At 60.1% G+C, this 15,573-nt stretch carries 16 protein-coding genes and 1 pseudogene; 2 read left to right on the top strand and 15 right to left on the bottom strand.

The genetic code is table 11. The features are described 5' to 3' along the window. Positions 1 to 8 precede the first annotated feature (8 nt). Genes KRX52_RS11070 through KRX52_RS11060 form a run of 3 tightly spaced genes read right to left on the bottom strand, consistent with a single transcriptional unit; the run spans position 9 to position 2,597 of the window. Positions 9 to 953: a catechol 2,3-dioxygenase gene (locus KRX52_RS11070; protein ID WP_217681790.1), complete on the bottom strand. Its 945-nt coding sequence runs from the start codon at positions 951 to 953 to the stop codon at positions 9 to 11. A 35-nt stretch (positions 954 to 988) separates the two neighbouring features. Then, positions 989 to 1,372, bottom strand: a complete 384-nt coding sequence (locus KRX52_RS11065) for a 2Fe-2S iron-sulfur cluster-binding protein (RefSeq protein WP_254797521.1) — start codon at positions 1,370 to 1,372, stop codon at positions 989 to 991. Between the two features lies 1 nt (position 1,373). After that, positions 1,374 to 2,597: an NAD(P)/FAD-dependent oxidoreductase gene (locus KRX52_RS11060; protein WP_217681789.1), complete on the bottom strand. Its 1,224-nt coding sequence runs from the start codon at positions 2,595 to 2,597 to the stop codon at positions 1,374 to 1,376. Between the two features lie 1,046 nt (positions 2,598 to 3,643). On the opposite strand from KRX52_RS11060, the pseudogene KRX52_RS11055 reads away from it, so the two are divergent. Beyond that, positions 3,644 to 4,074, top strand: a pseudogene (locus KRX52_RS11055) (transposase); the annotation flags it as partial. 184 nt (positions 4,075 to 4,258) lie between these two features. Then, on the top strand, positions 4,259 to 5,401 hold the full coding sequence (locus tag KRX52_RS11050; RefSeq protein ID WP_217681788.1) for an IS256 family transposase: 1,143 nt from the start codon (positions 4,259 to 4,261) through the stop codon (positions 5,399 to 5,401). A 168-nt stretch (positions 5,402 to 5,569) separates the two neighbouring features. On the opposite strand, the gene KRX52_RS11045 is transcribed toward KRX52_RS11050, so the two are convergent. From KRX52_RS11045 to benC, 12 genes are all read right to left on the bottom strand, one after another. After that, complete coding sequence (locus KRX52_RS11045) at positions 5,570 to 6,022, bottom strand: GlcG/HbpS family heme-binding protein (RefSeq protein WP_217681787.1); 453 nt, start codon at positions 6,020 to 6,022, stop codon at positions 5,570 to 5,572. A gap of 7 nt (positions 6,023 to 6,029) precedes the next feature. Further along, on the bottom strand, positions 6,030 to 6,239 hold the full coding sequence (locus KRX52_RS11040) for a 4-oxalocrotonate tautomerase (RefSeq protein WP_302850371.1): 210 nt from the start codon (positions 6,237 to 6,239) through the stop codon (positions 6,030 to 6,032). Beyond that, positions 6,236 to 7,030, bottom strand: coding sequence for a 2-oxo-3-hexenedioate decarboxylase (gene dmpH, locus KRX52_RS11035; RefSeq protein ID WP_217681785.1), 795 nt, complete (start codon positions 7,028 to 7,030; stop codon positions 6,236 to 6,238). The genes KRX52_RS11040 and dmpH overlap by 4 nt, the downstream gene beginning before the upstream one ends. Further along, positions 7,027 to 8,067: a 4-hydroxy-2-oxovalerate aldolase gene (dmpG, locus tag KRX52_RS11030; protein WP_217681784.1), complete on the bottom strand. Its 1,041-nt coding sequence runs from the start codon at positions 8,065 to 8,067 to the stop codon at positions 7,027 to 7,029. Before dmpG ends, dmpH begins: the two co-directional genes overlap by 4 nt. 12 nt (positions 8,068 to 8,079) lie before the next feature. Beyond that, complete coding sequence (locus KRX52_RS11025) at positions 8,080 to 9,003, bottom strand: acetaldehyde dehydrogenase (acetylating) (protein WP_217681783.1); 924 nt, start codon at positions 9,001 to 9,003, stop codon at positions 8,080 to 8,082. A gap of 26 nt (positions 9,004 to 9,029) precedes the next feature. Beyond that, positions 9,030 to 9,815, bottom strand: coding sequence for a 2-oxopent-4-enoate hydratase (dmpE, locus tag KRX52_RS11020; protein WP_217681782.1), 786 nt, complete (start codon positions 9,813 to 9,815; stop codon positions 9,030 to 9,032). 10 nt (positions 9,816 to 9,825) lie between these two features. Continuing rightward, entirely contained in the window at positions 9,826 to 10,674 is an 849-nt protein-coding gene (locus tag KRX52_RS11015; protein WP_217681781.1) for an alpha/beta fold hydrolase, read from the bottom strand. A gap of 11 nt (positions 10,675 to 10,685) precedes the next feature. After that, positions 10,686 to 12,146 (bottom strand): 2-hydroxymuconic semialdehyde dehydrogenase, encoded by a 1,461-nt coding sequence (locus KRX52_RS11010; RefSeq protein WP_217681780.1) that lies wholly within the window; start codon positions 12,144 to 12,146, stop codon positions 10,686 to 10,688. A 29-nt stretch (positions 12,147 to 12,175) separates the two neighbouring features. Beyond that, positions 12,176 to 13,099, bottom strand: coding sequence for a catechol 2,3-dioxygenase (locus KRX52_RS11005; protein WP_217681779.1), 924 nt, complete (start codon positions 13,097 to 13,099; stop codon positions 12,176 to 12,178). 70 nt (positions 13,100 to 13,169) lie between these two features. After that, positions 13,170 to 13,484, bottom strand: a complete 315-nt coding sequence (locus KRX52_RS11000; RefSeq protein ID WP_217681778.1) for a 2Fe-2S iron-sulfur cluster binding domain-containing protein — start codon at positions 13,482 to 13,484, stop codon at positions 13,170 to 13,172. A gap of 127 nt (positions 13,485 to 13,611) precedes the next feature. Continuing rightward, positions 13,612 to 14,388 (bottom strand): 1,6-dihydroxycyclohexa-2,4-diene-1-carboxylate dehydrogenase, encoded by a 777-nt coding sequence (locus tag KRX52_RS10995; RefSeq protein ID WP_217681777.1) that lies wholly within the window; start codon positions 14,386 to 14,388, stop codon positions 13,612 to 13,614. 151 nt (positions 14,389 to 14,539) lie between these two features. Then, positions 14,540 to 15,550: a benzoate 1,2-dioxygenase electron transfer component BenC gene (gene benC, locus KRX52_RS10990; protein WP_217681799.1), complete on the bottom strand. Its 1,011-nt coding sequence runs from the start codon at positions 15,548 to 15,550 to the stop codon at positions 14,540 to 14,542. Positions 15,551 to 15,573 lie beyond the last annotated feature (23 nt).

Raw genomic sequence — 15,573 nt, 5'->3', positions numbered from 1 at the left:
AGACTCCATTAGGTATATACTTCGGTGAACGCAGGATATGGTTCACCAGTATGAAATAGTATGCCGCGCCACAAACTGTCTTCAGTCCACGTGTTAATGGGGCGATCCGGTTGCGCGAGATAGCCCAATCCCGCAAATGTCTCATTTCTATTTCCACTTGGGTCGAAGAAATAGACAGTCTCACCTCGTGTAATACCGTGCCTAGTCGGCGCGAGGTCGATTTTGACCTTGTTTTTTGCCATTACATCAGCTGCCTTTAATACGTCGTGCCACGAATCGAGGAAAAAAGAGATGTGATGCACACCAGCCCTCGGGCCAGGTAGAAAAGCGATGTCATGCGGCTTCGTTGCTCTAAAAAGGAATGCAACAGCCTGGATGGATGCATCCGGTCCAATCAACCCCTGCTCGCTCATATAGAAATCCAGGCATGTCATAAAAAATTTGACATTGTCAGCGACGTGATTGATGCCCAACTCCGGATTCAGTTCGCAGACAAGAGCTATGTGATCAAGCCACTTTACTCCAGCGCCTCTGATGTTGTCGGGCCAAGGATCAGGGTTACGGGAACCAACCTCTGTTCCTACGCACTCTTTCTCTGCGTAGAGCCTAATTTCATGCCCACTTGGAATATTGAAACGAATCATCCGCCCCATAGCAGGCAGCTCTCCTGAGGGCAGCATGTCGGTAGTGATGCCGTATGATTCTATTCTCTGCTGAAAAAGATCGAGATCGCTGTCGTGTTCAACCTTGTATGCGATGTGCTTCAGTCCAGCCTGATCGGAAGGTGTCAAGATGAGCGAATATTTATCCCACTCATCCCAACACTTTAAATAAACGTTTCCTTCCTGATCTACATGGGTTTTTTTCATACCAAGCACAGTCTCATAATGATTTACTGCCGCTTTGATATCCATCACGCATATATTTGCATGTCCGATCCGTAGCACTCCCATTCCCGACCCTCCAGCTCAATGACTTCTTGAAAAATTTAGCTCTTGCCTTTTTGAGGTATCAACGCAGCAAGAGATTTATTGATCTTCTTCGACAAAACTTCGATTTCTACAGATTCTACTGGCGCAACTTTACAGGCGAGGCAGCATCCATTTTTTTCTTCTTCGACTGTAATGTGCGCCCTGCTCATCGGACCAAGTTTTCGAACCGTACCTTTCAGGATCTTGATTTTGCATACTCCGCACCCCCCGCCAAGGCAACCAACCGGAATCCCTTTACAGCCGAGACGCAACATTCCCCGCAATAACGTTTCGTTCTCACGACAGAGATAATTTGCTTGGCCTCCTGCTGTGATATTTACTAAGTACTCCACACCAACAAGGTCAGCATGTTTAGTATCTGTAGACTTAGTTTCAAACATATTAATGCCTTGGCTTCAGAAGTTCACGAAGACTGACATTTGTGTCGGAAAGCAAGACCGTAGATACCTTAATCTCGGATATCACTAAGCGGCTCAAAACACTGAAATCCCTACTTGCATTGATGGCTACCGCAGCAAGACATTTTCCGTAAAGTAAACGCACAACAAAGGCAGGCTCTCCGGAGGTCAATTCACCCCGCCAGACGTACTCGCCTGGACCATTCATATCCCCAATGATTTGGATACGCTGACCGGCGATTTCAGTCCAGGAAGTAGGAATCTGAAGCTGCGGCTGAAAATCTCCTAACATAGCCAACGAGGCTGTCTCTGCCTGTTGTTGAGTGTTGATGTATGTCTCAAGAGAACGCCGCCCACCTTGCTTTAGCGGCCAAGCCGCCACATCACCTGCGGCGTAAATTTCATCGCAAGATGTCTTGCCACAGGCGTCCACCAAAACACCTGTTTCGCAATAAATTCCAGCGGCACTCAATAAGTTATCATCAGGTATCCCTCCAATACTCGCAAGAATCGTGTCGGCAACAAGCTCCCGACCGTCGAACAACATCACCGAACGAACACATCGCTCACCAAAAATTGACTCTACTTGCGCGCGCAGTTCGACCCGAACTCCCAATGCTTGAAGTTGTTCACGGCACCAAGCCCCGACTTGTCGACCCAGAACACGCGTTAGCAGCTCATCTGCACACTCAACGATCGTGACTTCGAGCCCCGCTTTACGCGCAACCGTAGCCACCTCACAACCGATCAGACCGCCACCAATTATTACAAGGTTGCGCCCTGCTTCGAACGCTGACAATAAAGACTTACAGTCTCTAAGGTCACGGAGCCTGTGTACCCCGTCCAACCCCCCGCCTGTTACAGACAGCGTGCGTGGCTGAATACCTGTGGCGAATAACAGGCGATCGAAATCCAATGTCAATCCGGATTCAAGAGTTACACTACGCTGCCTCGCATCAATGGCTACTGCCTTGTCACCCAAATGTAAATCAATTTTCTCTTTCTCATACCATGCGTCATCCATTAGTTTTGGAGGCACTTCAATTCTGCGCCCTAGCACATCTTTTGATAATGTAGGGCGGTCGTATGGCAATTCTTTTTCACTGCCAATCAAATGGATGCTTCCGTTATAGCCTCTTCCACGCAGTTTACGGGCGGCGGTAACTCCTGCAAGACCGCTTCCTACTATCACTATATTTTTGATCATTTTCTTACCTATCGCTTTGCTTGCAGTTAACTTCGACCTTCACCTGCTAGTCTTTCATGCCTGAAACAAATCAGATATAAAACAAGAGGCCAGTTATATACATGCGCACCAAACCCAAACAGCCCCCATCCAGCTATTAGTTTTCTCGCACAGAAAAGGCTACTAAGCATCACAGGAAACCAAGATTGCGACAAAAAAAACACAGCACTTTTCATCGACACGCTCAATAATTAACGTTGCCTTAGTTGTAGCTGCGCTGGCAAAATTTAAGGCTCGAGGGGATTCCCGAAAAACTAGAGATATCAGCGTATACCTAGTGCACCTTAATATGAATTGTGAGCCATGGCGCCGCAGCGCCGAGACAACAAACAACCGCACACTACTATGGCTGGCTTTAGCGTATGGTCGATTAAGTTTAGCGATTGGGCTGACGATTGACTTACCCGCATCGTGGGACTGGGATCTACTATCGTCTATTTTGAGGGAGACAAAGCCGATAGCTGCGCCGCAGGCGGCGTGCAAAGTCACAAGCACACCAATGATTACGGCCTCACAAAAACTGGTGCTCGGGTCAACCCGCGTAGCCTCGCCCATGGAAAATTCCAGGCCAGCCTCAACGCTGTTAGCCACCACAGATACAGCAGGCCCGATTTTGGCGTTAAAAAGGTGAAAGTGGCCAACCTGATCATAGCTGAGAAAATTTGACACTGAATGCCACCATTTTTTTTGTTTTCTTCAACATTGCAAATCCTGCGCCACCTCTTGCCTCCGGCCCCAAAATAAATACTAAGTCATTGATTTTTATATTATTTTAATTAAGTTTTAGGCCTGACTATAGGCATACTGCCGTCAGCTGATTCGATCAAATGCTCGAGCGCGCAGATACACCTCTCGATTTGATTAAGCCAGGGCGGTACGGATTTCGGTGCATCGTCACAGGTCATTTCGCTTACGCGTGACGTCTCCCCCCCCCCCCCGGTGTCAGGATAGTTGTCGCCTGATCGGATTCATCAAAATGAAAGGCCGGGGGCGGAAAGAGCCATGCAATGCCGCGTTATTCACCTGAACGTAAAGCCGCGCTGTTGAAGAAGCTATTTCCGCCGCTGAACCTGTCCGTGGCCGTGGTGGCCCGCCATGAAGGCATCAGCGAAGTGACCCTGTATGCTTGGCGCAAACAGGCCAAGGCAGAGGGAGCCGTGGTGCCAGGAGACAAGAAATTGCAGATGACTGGCCAGCCGAAGCCAAGTTCGCTGTGGTGCTGGAAACCGCCGCCCTGTCGGAGATCGAACTGAGCGAATACTGCCGCCGTGAGGGCCTGTACCCCGATCAGGTGCAGGCCTGCATCAGTGGCCAGCAGTCAGCGCAGGCGCAGCGACAGACCGAACGTGAGCAGGCCAAGGCGGACAAAAAGTGTATCCGCGAACTGGAGCGCGAGCTGCGGCGCAAGGACAAGGCGCTGGCCGAAGCGGCCGGCGTTTTTCAAGGCTATGTCCCCCGTTAATTGTTGAAATGCTAATCTGTCAGTAGGCATCCGGATCGTGCCCCGAGAAGTGGTGTAACTGAACCAGCCGAAGGCGCCCTGCGGGCGAAAGAGGATGGTCATCGTGGTTCTTGGCTAACGTTGAGTTTGCGAAGACCAAACACTCACCAGAGAAACCACGATGACCAAGCCCACTATCGCATTGACCGAGTTGGTTGAGAAAGGGGCAGACGCTGATCTGCTCAAGCAAATGATCCAGTTCGTTGCCCAGCGCATGATGGAGTTCGATGTCGAAGGCCTGTGCGGCGCGGGCTTCGATGTCAAAAGCCCAGACCGGACAAATAGCCGTAATGGCTACCGCGATCGTCTTTGGCAAACCCGCGCAGGCGACGTCGACCTTAAGATTCCCAAGCTGCGCCAAGGCAGCTATTTCCCTGGTTTCCTTGAACCTCGACGCACCGCTGAGAAAGCCATGGCGGCAGTCATCCAGGAGGCCTACATCCAAGGCGTTTCAACGCGTTCGGTCGACGAGCTGGTCAAGGCCATGGGCATGACCGGTATCTCTAAAAGCCAAGTCTCACGGCTAGCTGGTGAGATCGATGAGCGCGTTCACGCCTTCCTTGACCGCCCGCTTGAGGGCGACTGGCCCTATCTCTGGATCGATGCCAACTACGTCAAAGTGCGGGAGGCCGGACGCATCGTCTCGGTCGCCGTAATAATCGCCGTGGCCGTGAACACCGACGGTGGCCGCGAAGTCCTAGGCATGCGGGTTGGGCCGTCAGAGGCTGAGCCGTTCTGGACAGACTTCCTGCGCAGCCTCATGCGACGTGGCTTGCGGGGCGTGAAGCTGGTCATCTCCGACGCCCACGAAGGGCTCAAGGCGGCTGTTTCCAAAGTCTTCAACGCGACCTGGCAGCGCTGCCGTGTGCATTTCATGCGTAATGCCATGGCCCACGTCAGCAAAGGTCAACGCACCATGGTGGCGGCCCTACTGCGCACGGTCTTCGCCCAGGACAGCCGTGCCGAATGCCATCAGCAATGGCGTTTGGTCGCTGATCAGCTACGCGAAAAATACCCCAAGATCGCGACACTCATGGACGGCTGCGAGGATGAAGTGCTGGCTCACATGGCGTTTCCAAAAGCGCACCGACAGCAATTACACAGCACCAATCCATTGGAGCGGCTTAACGCGGAGATCAAACGCCGCACCGACGTCGTAGGCATCTTTCCCAACGATCCTGCAATCACACGGCTGGTAGGCGCGATGCTGCTGGAGCAGAACGACGAGTGGTGCCTGCAACGGCGTTACAGCAGTCGAACTTGAGGCGCAACACCTCTCGGATTTTACGCATGGATAAACGCTCCACGACGACCTCTCTGCTTCGAAAAAGAGGTCGATGGTAGTGAAGAAATCCTGCGCGGCTGCCTGCCAGAAAAGTGTCCGGATGGCCGTGGAATCGATGTCCGGATGTGCGTGGAATGAGTGTTCGAATCAGCGTGGAATCCGCAGAGCTGTGGCCCGCATCGCCCGCAGCCCCGCTTCGGCGCAGGCCTCGTCCTGCTCTTCGCTACCGCCGGAGACGCCGATGCCGCCCAGGCAGTGGCCGTCGAGCAGGATCGGCAGGCCGCCACCGAACACCACCAGGCGCTCGCGCGCCGGCAGGCCGAGCCTGAGCCGAGGGTTGTCGCCGAGCACCTCGAGCCAGTCGCGGGTCGGGAAGCCGAAGCTCGCCGCGGTGTAGGCCTTGTCCACGGCGATGCCTTCGGAATGCAGGAAGGCGCCATTCATGCGCAGGTAGGCCAGGGTGTGCCCGGCGCGGTCGACCACCGCCACATGGATGCGGATGCCCAGCGCGCAGGCCTGGGCCACCGCGGCCGCGACCGCGCGCTGGGCGGCTTGCCAGTGCAGGTCGGGTGCGTCGACCCGCAGCGTCGTGACGGGCATCTCCACTTCAGCGCCTGACCTTGCTGGCCGGCTCGCCGCCGATGCCGAAGTGGCCCTTGGGCATCTCGGTGATGATCACCCGCACGCTGGCCAGCGGCGCGTCCAGCGAACGCGCGATGGCCTCGCTGACCTCGCGGATCAGCGCCTCCTTCTGCTCGTCGCTGCGGCCTTCGAGGATATGGATCTGGGCAATGGGCATATTGGCTTCCTTGTTCAGACGAAACGGGCGGAGACGCTGCCCAGCCCCTGGTAGCGCACGCAGATGTTGTCGCCCGGCGCCACCGCCACGGCGGCGGTGATGCCGCCGGTCATGATGAAGGTGCCGGCCGGGATGTGCTCGCCGCGCTCGGCCAGCAGGTTGGCCAGCATGGCCACGCTGGACAGCGGGTGGCCGAGCACCGCGGCGCCGGCGCCGACTTCCACCACCTCGCCGTTCTTCTCCATCACCACGCCGAGGGTGCGCAGGTCGACGTCCTCGAGGTTGGCCATCTGGCCGCCGGTGATGTAGCGGGTCGAGGAGGCGTTGTCGGCCACCACGCTGATCAGGTCGAACTTGAAGTTCTCGTAGCGCGAGTCGATCACTTCCACGGTCGGGATCACGTAGTCGATCGCGGCGATCACGTCGCCGATGTGGCAACCCGGGCCGTGCAGCGGCGCCTTGGTGACCACGGCGATTTCCGCCTCGATCTTCGGGTGGATCAGCTTGGAGCAGTCCACTGTACCGCCGTCCGGCACGCTGAAGTAGTCGGAGAGGAAGCCGTAGACCGGCGTCTCCACGCCCATCTGTGCCATCTTCGCCCACGAGGTCAGACCCATCTTCAGGCCGACGATCTTGTTGCCGCGCGCTTCCTTGCGCCGGCGAATCTCCCACTGGATGTCGTAGGCATCGGCGAAGGTCATCTCTGGGTAGTCGTTGGTGACCTTGTGGATGTCATGGGCCTGCAGTTCGGCGTTTTCCACGTGCTCGGCCAGGGCCAGCACCTGCTCGCGGGTCAGGGTACGGTTCATGCGCTCACCTTCTGGTTCTGGCGGGCCCGGGACATGTCCAGGGCGAGGTCTTCGATCATGTCTTCCTGGCCACCGACGGTGCCACGGCGGCCCAGTTCGACGAGGATGTCGCGCGCCGGCACGCCGTACTTCTTCTCGGCGCGCTGGGCGAACAGCAGGAACGAGCTGTACACGCCGGCGTAGCCCAGGGTCAGGGCATCGCGGTCGACGCGGATCGGCTGGTCCATCAGCGGCACCACCAGGTCCTCGGCGACGTCCATGATCTTGTACAGGTCGATGCCGGTCTCGGCGCCCATGCGCTTGAGCACCGCGCACAGCACTTCCAGCGGGGTGTTGCCGGCGCCGGCGCCGAGACCCGCCACCGAGCCGTCGATGCGCACCGCACCGGCCTCGATGGCGGCCAGCGAGTTGGCGATGGCCATGCCCATGTTGTGGTGGCCGTGGAAGCCGATCTGGGTCGCCGGGTTCAGCTCGGCGCGCAGCAGGCCGATCTTGGTGCTGACCTCGTCGGGCAGCATGTAGCCGGCCGAGTCGGTGCAGTAGATGCAGTTGGCGCCGTAGCTTTCCATCAGGCGGGCCTGCTCCAGCACCTTCTCCGGGCTGGCCATGTGCGCCATCATCAGGAAGCCGACGGTGTCGACGCCCATCTTGGCGGCCATGCCGATATGCTGCTCCGACACGTCCGCTTCCGTGCAGTGGGTGGCGACGCGGATGGTCGACACGCCGCAGTCCACCGCCATCTTCAGGTGGTCGACCGTGCCGATGCCCGGCAGCAGCAGGGCGGAGACCTTGGCCTGCTTGAGCTGCGGGATCACCGTGCTCAGGTATTCCTCGTCGCTGTGCGCCGGGAAACCGTAGTTGATCGAACGGCCGCCGAGGCCGTCGCCATGGGTGATCTCGATCAGCGGCATGCCGGCGGCGTCGAGGCCGGTGGCCACGGCGACCATCTGCTCGAGGCTGATCTGGTGGCGCTTGGCGTGCATGCCGTCGCGCAGGCTCATGTCGTGCAGGGTGACTTTCTTGCCAGTCAGATTCATGGTGCGTCTCCCTTAGGCCAGTGCCGCTTCGCGCGCTGGCAGTTGAATGGTGCCGGCGGCGATTTCCTCGGCGAACAGCTCGCCGGTGCGCAGCGCAGCGGCGGTCATGATGTCCAGGTTGCCGGCGTACTTGGGCAGGTAGTCGCCCAGGCCCTCGACCTCCATGAAGATCGACACGCGGTTGCCGTCGAACACCGGGCCGTTCTTCAGCCGGTAGCCGGGCACGTACTGCTGCACCTCGCGAATCATCGCCTGCACCGACTCGGTGATGGCGTCCTGGTCCGGCTCGCCTTCGGTCAGGCAGTGGATGGTGTCGCGCATCATCAGCGGCGGCTCGGCCGGGTTGACCACGATGATCGCCTTGCCTTCCTTCGCCCCGCCGACCTTCTCGATGGCGCCGGCGGTGGTGCGGGTGAACTCGTCGATGTTCTTGCGCGTGCCCGGGCCGATGGAGCGCGAGGACACGGTGGCGACGATCTCGGCGTAGGCCACCGGCTGCACGCGCGATACCGCGGCGACCATGGGGATGGTGGCCTGGCCGCCGCAGGTGACCATGTTGACGTTCATCTCCAGGGTGCCGACGTGCTGCTTGAGGTTGACCGGCGGCACGCAGTAGGGGCCGATGGCCGCCGGGGTCAGGTCGACCATCAGCACGCCCAGCTCGTTGAGCTTGCGGCTGTTCTCGGCGTGCACGTAGGCGCTGGTGGCGTCGAAGGCGATACGGATGTCGTCGTCGAGTACGTGCGGCAGCAGGCCGTCGACGCCTTCTGCGGTGGTCTTCAGGCCGAACTCGCGGGCGCGCTTCAAGCCATCGGACTCGGGGTCGATGCCGACCATCCACACCGGCTCGATCCACTCGGAGCGCAGCATCTTCATCACCAGGTCGGTGCCGATGTTGCCCGGGCCGATGATCGCCGCTTTCAGTTTCTTGCTCATGGGATTGTTCCCTTTATTGTTCTGGATCAGACGAAGCGCACGCTGGCGCTGCCGATGCCGCCGATGTCGACGCGCATGAAGTCGCCGGCCTTGACCGGCTCCAGCGGCACCAGGGAACCGGAGAGGATCACCTCGCCGGCCTTCAGGCCGATGCCGAAGTGGCCGAGGGTGTTGGCCAGCCAGGCCACGCAGTTGACCGGCGAACCCAGCGCAGCGGCGCCAGCGCCGGTGGAGAGCAGCTGGCCGTTCTTCTCCACCACCATGCCGCAGGTGACCAGATCGACCTGCCGCGGTGAGACGGCCTGGTCGCCGAGCACGAACAGCCCGCAGGAGGCGTTGTCCGCGACGGTGTCCTGGATCTTGATCTTCCAGTCCTGGATGCGCGAATCGACCACTTCGAAGCAGGGGATCACGCATTCGGTGGCGGCCAGCACGTCGGCGTTGGTCACGCCCGGACCCATCAAGTCCTTCTTGAGGATGAAGGCGATCTCGCCCTCGGCGCGTGGCTGGATCAGTTTCTCGCTGATCGGCATCGCCTCGCCGCTGTTGTAGACCATCGCGTCGGTGAGGTAACCGAAGTCCGGCTGGTGCACGCCGAGCATGTTCTGCACGGCCTTGCTGGTGACGCCGATCTTCTTGCCGATCACGCGCTCGCCAGCGGCGAGGCGCCGTTCCAGCATGCGCAGGGAGATGTGGTAGGCGTCCTCGACGGTAATGTCGAAGCCGCGGCTGGTCAGCGGCGTGACGGTTTCGCGCTGGACCATCGCCTGGTAGAGCTCGTCGCCGAGCTGGTTGATCAATGCCTTGTCCATGATGGTTCTCTCAGGATGGGGTGCGGTCCGCCTCGGCGAGGAAGTCCTCGACCAGGCGGGCGAAACGGTCGGCGTGTTCGATCTGGGTCCAGTGGCCGCAATGGCCGAACACGTGCAGTTGGGCGTTCTCGATCCACCGGGCCAGGGTCAGCGAGGCCTCGAGCGGGATGATCCGGTCCTCGCGGCCGTGGATCACCAGCGTCTCGTGGGGCAGGGCGCGGATGTCCGCCTCGCGGCTGGCCAGGTCCTCGATGCCGCGCTGCCGCGGCGGCGGGAACATCGCGGCGAAGGACTCCTGGAAGCCCGGGCGGATGCTGGCCTGGTAGCGCAGCTCGGCCAGCTCGTCGTTGACCAGGGTGCGGTCGTAAGCGAACAGGTCGAGCAGCTGGCGCATGTTGGCCAGCGATGGTGTATAGCCCCAGGCTGTCTCCAGCCCTTCGGTGATCGGGAAGGACACGCCAACGCTGCCCATCAGCACCAGCCGGCGCACGCGCTCGGGGTGACGGATGGCCAGGGCCAGTGCCAGGCCGCCGCCGAACGAGTTGCCGACGATGTCGGCCTGGGCGATGCCGAGGGCATCCAGCACGCCGATGGCATGCTCGACCCAGCGTGCCTGGCTGTACTGCTGGTCGGCCGGGCGTTCGCTGTAGCCGAAGCCAAGCATGTCCGGGGCAACCACCCGGCGCGTCTGCGCCAGCTGCGGGATGATCCCGCGCCAGTTGGCCCAGGCAGTGACGCCGGGGCCTGAGCCGTGGATCAGCAGGACCGGAGCGCCTTCGCCCTGGTCATGCAGGTTAGTGCGGTAGCCAGCGGCGAGGATCTCGCGGCCGATTTCCGGGCTTTGTTCAGGTACATTCATGGTTGGATACCTTAGAGTTTGATGCAGACGTTTTTAAGCTCAGTGTAAAACTCCAGCGAGTGCACCCCGCCTTCGCGACCGATGCCCGACTGCTTGCTGCCGCCGAAGGCGGTGCGCAGGTCGCGCAGGAACCAGCTGTTGACCCAGACGATGCCGGCCTCGATCTGCCCGGCGCCGCGGTGCGCGCGCGAGGCGTTCTCGGTCCAGATCGCCGAGGCCAGGCCGTAGGGCAGGCTGTTGGCCAGCTCGATGGCTTCCTCTTCCGTGTCGAACGGGCGGATGTGGCAGCAGGGGCCGAAGATTTCCTCGGTGACCACCGCCGAGTCGTCCGGCAGGCCGGTCCAGATGGTCGGCTGCACCCAGGCGCCGCCAGCCAGGTGGGCCGGCATCTCCGGCACGCCGCCGCCGGTGACCACGGTGGCGCCCTCGTCCTTGGCCTTCTGGTAGTAGCTCAAGACCTTCTCGCGGTGCTTGTGGCTGACCAGCGAACCGAAGTTGGCTTCCGGGTCGTTCGGCTCGCCGATCTTCAGCGCCTCGGCGCCGGCCTTCAGGCGGGCGACGAACTCGTCGAAGATCGGCCGCTCGACATAGACCCGCTCGGTGCCCAGGCAGACCTGGCCGCAGTTGGCGAAGGCCGAGCGCAGGGTGCCTTCGATGGCCTTGTCCAGGTCGCAGTCGGCGAAGACGATGCCGGCGTTCTTGCCGCCCAGCTCCAGCGAGACCTGGCGCACGCCCTTGGCAGCAGCGCGCATGATGGTCTCGCCGGTGCCGGTCTCGCCGGTGAATGTGATCGCATCGACGTCCGGGTGCGCGGTGAGGAAGGCGCCGGCCGAGTCGCCGCCGAAGCCGTGCACCACGTTGTAGACGCCGGCCGGCACGCCGGCGGCGTTCATCACCTCGCCGAGCAGCGCGGTGGTGCTCGGGGTTTCCTCAGACGGCTTGACCACCACGGTGTTGCCGCAGGCCAGTGCCGGGCCGACCTTCCAGGTCATCAGCAGCAGCGGCAGGTTCCACGGGCTGATCACGCCGATCACGCCCTTGGGCCGGCGCACCGCGTAGTTCAGCGCACCGGCGCCGTCCGGGGTGGCCATCTCGAAGGCCTCGGTGGCGACGTTCTTGATCAGGTCGGCGAAGACCTTGAAGTTGGCCGCGCCGCGCGGGATGTCGATGTGGCTGGCCAGCGACTTCGGCTTGCCGGTGTCCTGGCATTCGGCCTCGAGGAACTCGTCGAAGCGCGCGGTGATGCCGTCGGCCACGCGATGCAGGATCTCGGTGCGCTCGGCCACGGTCATCCGCCCCCAGGGGCCCTTGAGCGCCGCGCGTGCGGCCTTGACCGCGGCGTCCACCTCGGTTTCGCCGGCCTCGTGGACCTTGGCGATCAGCTGGCCGTTGACCGGATTGACGTTGTCGAACAGCTTGCCGCTGGCCGAGCCGACGTACTGTCCGTTGATGAAGTGTTTGATCTCTTTCATGTGCACGCTCGTGTTCCAGGCGATTCGGGTCAGGTCAGGACGGTGAGGAAGCGCTCGTTGAGCTGGCGGTCATGGTAGAAGATCGCCTTGCCCAGCTGGTCGGCGGTCCAGGTCACCGGCGGGTGGTCCGGGTAGTGGTAGTCGCCGCCGCAGAACACCTCGTTGCGGTTGCCGGACGGGTCGAAGAAATAGATGGTCTTACCGTGTGTCAGGCCATGACGGGTCGGCCCGATATCGATTGAGGTGTTGGTCATGCTGATCAGATCGGCGGCGCGCAGCACGTCCTCCCAAGTCTCCAGGAAGAACGAGACGTGGTGTAGCTTGCCCTTCTCGGCATGCTGGATGAACGCCACGTCGTGGCACTTCATACTGCACGTGAAAAACTGGGCGATGCGATTGCCGTGCGCATCGACGGCCTGTTCAGCCAGATCGAAGCCAAGCACCTCTGTGAACAAACGCAGGGTTTCCGGCAACTCATCGCCATACATAAGCGCGTGATCAAAGCGCACAGCCTTCATGCCCTTGAGACCGCGCGGCCAGGCCTCCGGGTTGACCTCGGCCAGCCCCCACTTGCCGGTCTGCTCCTTCTCAGCGAACAATTCGAAGCTGTGGCCGGACGGTGCGCTGAAGCGGATACGGCGGCCACAGCCCTTCAACTCACCGGCAGGGATATTCTCTACCGAGCAGCCAAATGACACGAGATCCTCAGCCAACTGTCCGAGAGCGGTTTCATTGATTACTTTGAACCCCATGAAGTCCATGCCGGCCTCATCGGCTTCACGTAGTACCAACGAGAATTTATCAACCTCACTCCATGCTTTGAGGTAAACACGACCACTCTCGTCGCGGTCGACCTCAATAAGACCCAGAAGCTCTACGTAGTGTTCTAAGGCCTTGGCCATGTCTAGTACGCGCACTTGGATATGCCCAGGGCGCATTACACCTTTGCTCATATCGACACCTCTGTTGTCTTTTTTGTTTGGCCTAAAACATCATGAATCCAACACCGGGCCTAGGAATTTGTTAGCCAAACTTGCTCCCGGAAAGGTCTACTCCCGGATAGTGCTCTATGACCAAGTCACTACGTGGATACAATTGGCAAGCTAGCACCCAGCCCTGTGCGTGCGCCTCAGTCGGCACATGGCGATAGCTCATGCGACCGCACTCGAATTCACCGCTTACCACCTGCACCAAGCACACTCCACATCCTCCCCCGCGGCACCCGACCGGCACGCAGCGTATACCTTGGTTCTCCATCGCTCGCAGAACTGATTGGTCTGGATGGCCGTGAAAGACTTCACCACTTAATTGCTCACGCACTTCATAGCTAGCATCCATAACTCACCGAAAATCTTTAAAGCTCGCAAAGACTGAGAATTTGGCAAGATCTCGAATATGGATTACTGAACATTTTCTGTACCTTGCTTCGTGGTACGTCGATTTCATCACTTATCAGGTGCAAGGATCAGCCAAGATCCCCTCCTGCCACTGGCAGAGTCACACCAGTGATGTAGGAGGCCTCGTCGGAGGCGAGGAAAAGAATGGCGGCCGCCTGTTCGTCGGTGGTGCCATAGCGCTTCATCAGGCTGCTTTGAATGGTCTGATCGACTATCTGCTGATACCAGACCTTCTCCTGCTCGCTCTGCTCTGCAGTATTACGCGGGATACGGCGTGGAGGTGCCTCCGTGCCGCCTGGTGCGGTAGCGTTGACACGAATACCAAACTCGGCGGTTTCAAACGCCAGACAGGCAGTCAGTGCGTTGACGCCACCCTTGGCAGCACCGTAGGGCACGCGGTTGACCCCGCGGGTAGCCACCGAGGATACGTTAACGATGGCGCCCTTCCCCTGTTTGAGCATCTGGGGCAGTGCAGCATGGCAACACCACAGAGTGGGAAACAGCGAGCGGCGCACCTCTGCCTCAATCTCGTGCTCCAGATAGCGATCGAACGGCTTGGCCCAGATGGTGCCACCGACGTTATTGATCAGGATATCAAGGCGACCGAAGCGCTCGACCGCCGCCGTCATCACCCGCTGGCAATCGCCGGCCTGTTCAAGGTCACCAGTGAGGGACAGCACCTCGGCGATGCCTGACAGCTCGTGGGATAGCTCATGGACTAGTTCAGAGCGGTCGACCAACACCAAGCGACCTCCCTCCGCTGCCATCCGCTCGGCCACACGCCGGCCGATACCTTGAGCGGCACCTGTGATCACTGCGACCTTTTCTTGGAAGCGTTTGCTCATTTTTCCAGCCTCAATCTGTTGGCCCCCGATGATTTGGGGAAAACCAGAAGCACTGCTCCTGGTTCTTCAAATAAAAAGGATGGAACTGCTTGGCACACTGCCAAGCCTGTCCCATCAAAGGGGTCTAGCCCATGGAGTTCATGAAAACTGCTTAGGCGCTAGCCGCGAACTTCTCGTAGTAGAAATTCGCCGGCTTGATTCCGCGCTGGCGCAGATCCTGGTTGACCGCCTCGACCATCGGCGGCGGACCGCAAAGGTAGATGTCGACGTCGCCATCGTTCAGCTGGCCCGGCGCGATATGCTGGGTCACGTATCCCTTGTTGGGGTACGCGCTGTCCGGGCTGGCCACGCAGGCGCTCCAGGTGAAGTTGGGCAATCGCTGGGCGAAGGCATCCAGCTTGTCCAGTTCAACCAGGTCAAAGTCGTTGGTAACACCGTAGATCAGGTGCAGCGGCTGCTCACTGCCGCTGGCCTCGAGCATCTCTAGCATTGCCAGGAACGGGGCGAGGCCCGTGCCGCCGGCCAGCAGCAGCAGCGGACGTTGGACTTCGCGCAGATAGAAACTGCCCAGCGGACCGGTCATGGTCACGGCATCGCCGGCCTTAGCCGCGCCGGTGAGGTAGCCGCTCATCAGTCCGCCCGGCACGTTGCGGATCAGGAACGACACTTGGCCGTCCCTAGGCATCGAGCTGAACGAGTAGGCGCGGGTATGCTCGCTGCCTGGCACCTGCAGGTTGACGTACTGCCCGGGCAGGAAGGCCAGCTTGCCCAGCTCCTCGCCCTCGACGGTCAGGCTGAGGGTGCTGTCGGACAGCGCGCGCACTTCGCGGATCGCAGCGCGGAAGCTGCCCTGCTTGATGCGGCAGGCGCTGGACGACATCGGGACGTGCACCACGCAGTCACTCTTGGCGCGCATCTGACAGGTCAGCGCCAGGCCCTGGGCGGCCTCCTCGGCGCTGAGGGCGTCCTCGATGAAGTCCTCGCCGAGCTCGTAGCTGCCGGATTCGACTTGGCACTTGCAGGCGCCACAGGCGCCGACCCGGCAGTCGAGCGGAATATTGATGCCTTGGCGGTAGGCGGCGTCGGCCACGGTCTCACTGGCGTTGGCATCGATGAAGCGGGTGACACCGTCTTCGAAATTCAGGGCGATCTTGTGCGACATGTTGCACCTAGCTTGGAGCGGTA

Source organism: Geopseudomonas aromaticivorans, from assembly GCF_019097855.1.
Taxonomy (GTDB): domain Bacteria; phylum Pseudomonadota; class Gammaproteobacteria; order Pseudomonadales; family Pseudomonadaceae; genus Geopseudomonas; species Geopseudomonas aromaticivorans.
This window is presented reverse-complemented; position numbering and strand designations above follow the sequence as displayed.

Bases quoted from the DNA above. Each gene is read 5' to 3' on its own strand.
- KRX52_RS11050 (WP_217681788.1), top strand. From the start codon at position 4,259: ATGACCAAGCCCACTATCGCATTGACCGAGTTGGTTGAGAAAGGGGCA.
- KRX52_RS11045 (WP_217681787.1), bottom strand. From the start codon at position 6,022: ATGCCCGTCACGACGCTGCGGGTCGACGCACCCGACCTGCACTGGCAA.
- dmpH (WP_217681785.1), bottom strand. From the start codon at position 7,030: ATGAACCGTACCCTGACCCGCGAGCAGGTGCTGGCCCTGGCCGAGCAC.
- KRX52_RS11070 (WP_217681790.1), bottom strand. From the start codon at position 953: ATGGGAGTGCTACGGATCGGACATGCAAATATATGCGTGATGGATATC.
- KRX52_RS10995 (WP_217681777.1), bottom strand. From the start codon at position 14,388: ATGAGCAAACGCTTCCAAGAAAAGGTCGCAGTGATCACAGGTGCCGCT.
- benC (WP_217681799.1), bottom strand. From the start codon at position 15,550: ATGTCGCACAAGATCGCCCTGAATTTCGAAGACGGTGTCACCCGCTTC.
- KRX52_RS11010 (WP_217681780.1), bottom strand. From the start codon at position 12,146: ATGAAAGAGATCAAACACTTCATCAACGGACAGTACGTCGGCTCGGCC.
- KRX52_RS11015 (WP_217681781.1), bottom strand. From the start codon at position 10,674: ATGAATGTACCTGAACAAAGCCCGGAAATCGGCCGCGAGATCCTCGCC.
- dmpE (WP_217681782.1), bottom strand. From the start codon at position 9,815: ATGGACAAGGCATTGATCAACCAGCTCGGCGACGAGCTCTACCAGGCG.
- KRX52_RS11000 (WP_217681778.1), bottom strand. From the start codon at position 13,484: ATGGATGCTAGCTATGAAGTGCGTGAGCAATTAAGTGGTGAAGTCTTT.
- KRX52_RS11005 (WP_217681779.1), bottom strand. From the start codon at position 13,099: ATGAGCAAAGGTGTAATGCGCCCTGGGCATATCCAAGTGCGCGTACTA.
- dmpG (WP_217681784.1), bottom strand. From the start codon at position 8,067: ATGAATCTGACTGGCAAGAAAGTCACCCTGCACGACATGAGCCTGCGC.
- KRX52_RS11065 (WP_254797521.1), bottom strand. From the start codon at position 1,372: ATGTTTGAAACTAAGTCTACAGATACTAAACATGCTGACCTTGTTGGT.
- KRX52_RS11025 (WP_217681783.1), bottom strand. From the start codon at position 9,003: ATGAGCAAGAAACTGAAAGCGGCGATCATCGGCCCGGGCAACATCGGC.
- KRX52_RS11060 (WP_217681789.1), bottom strand. From the start codon at position 2,597: ATGATCAAAAATATAGTGATAGTAGGAAGCGGTCTTGCAGGAGTTACC.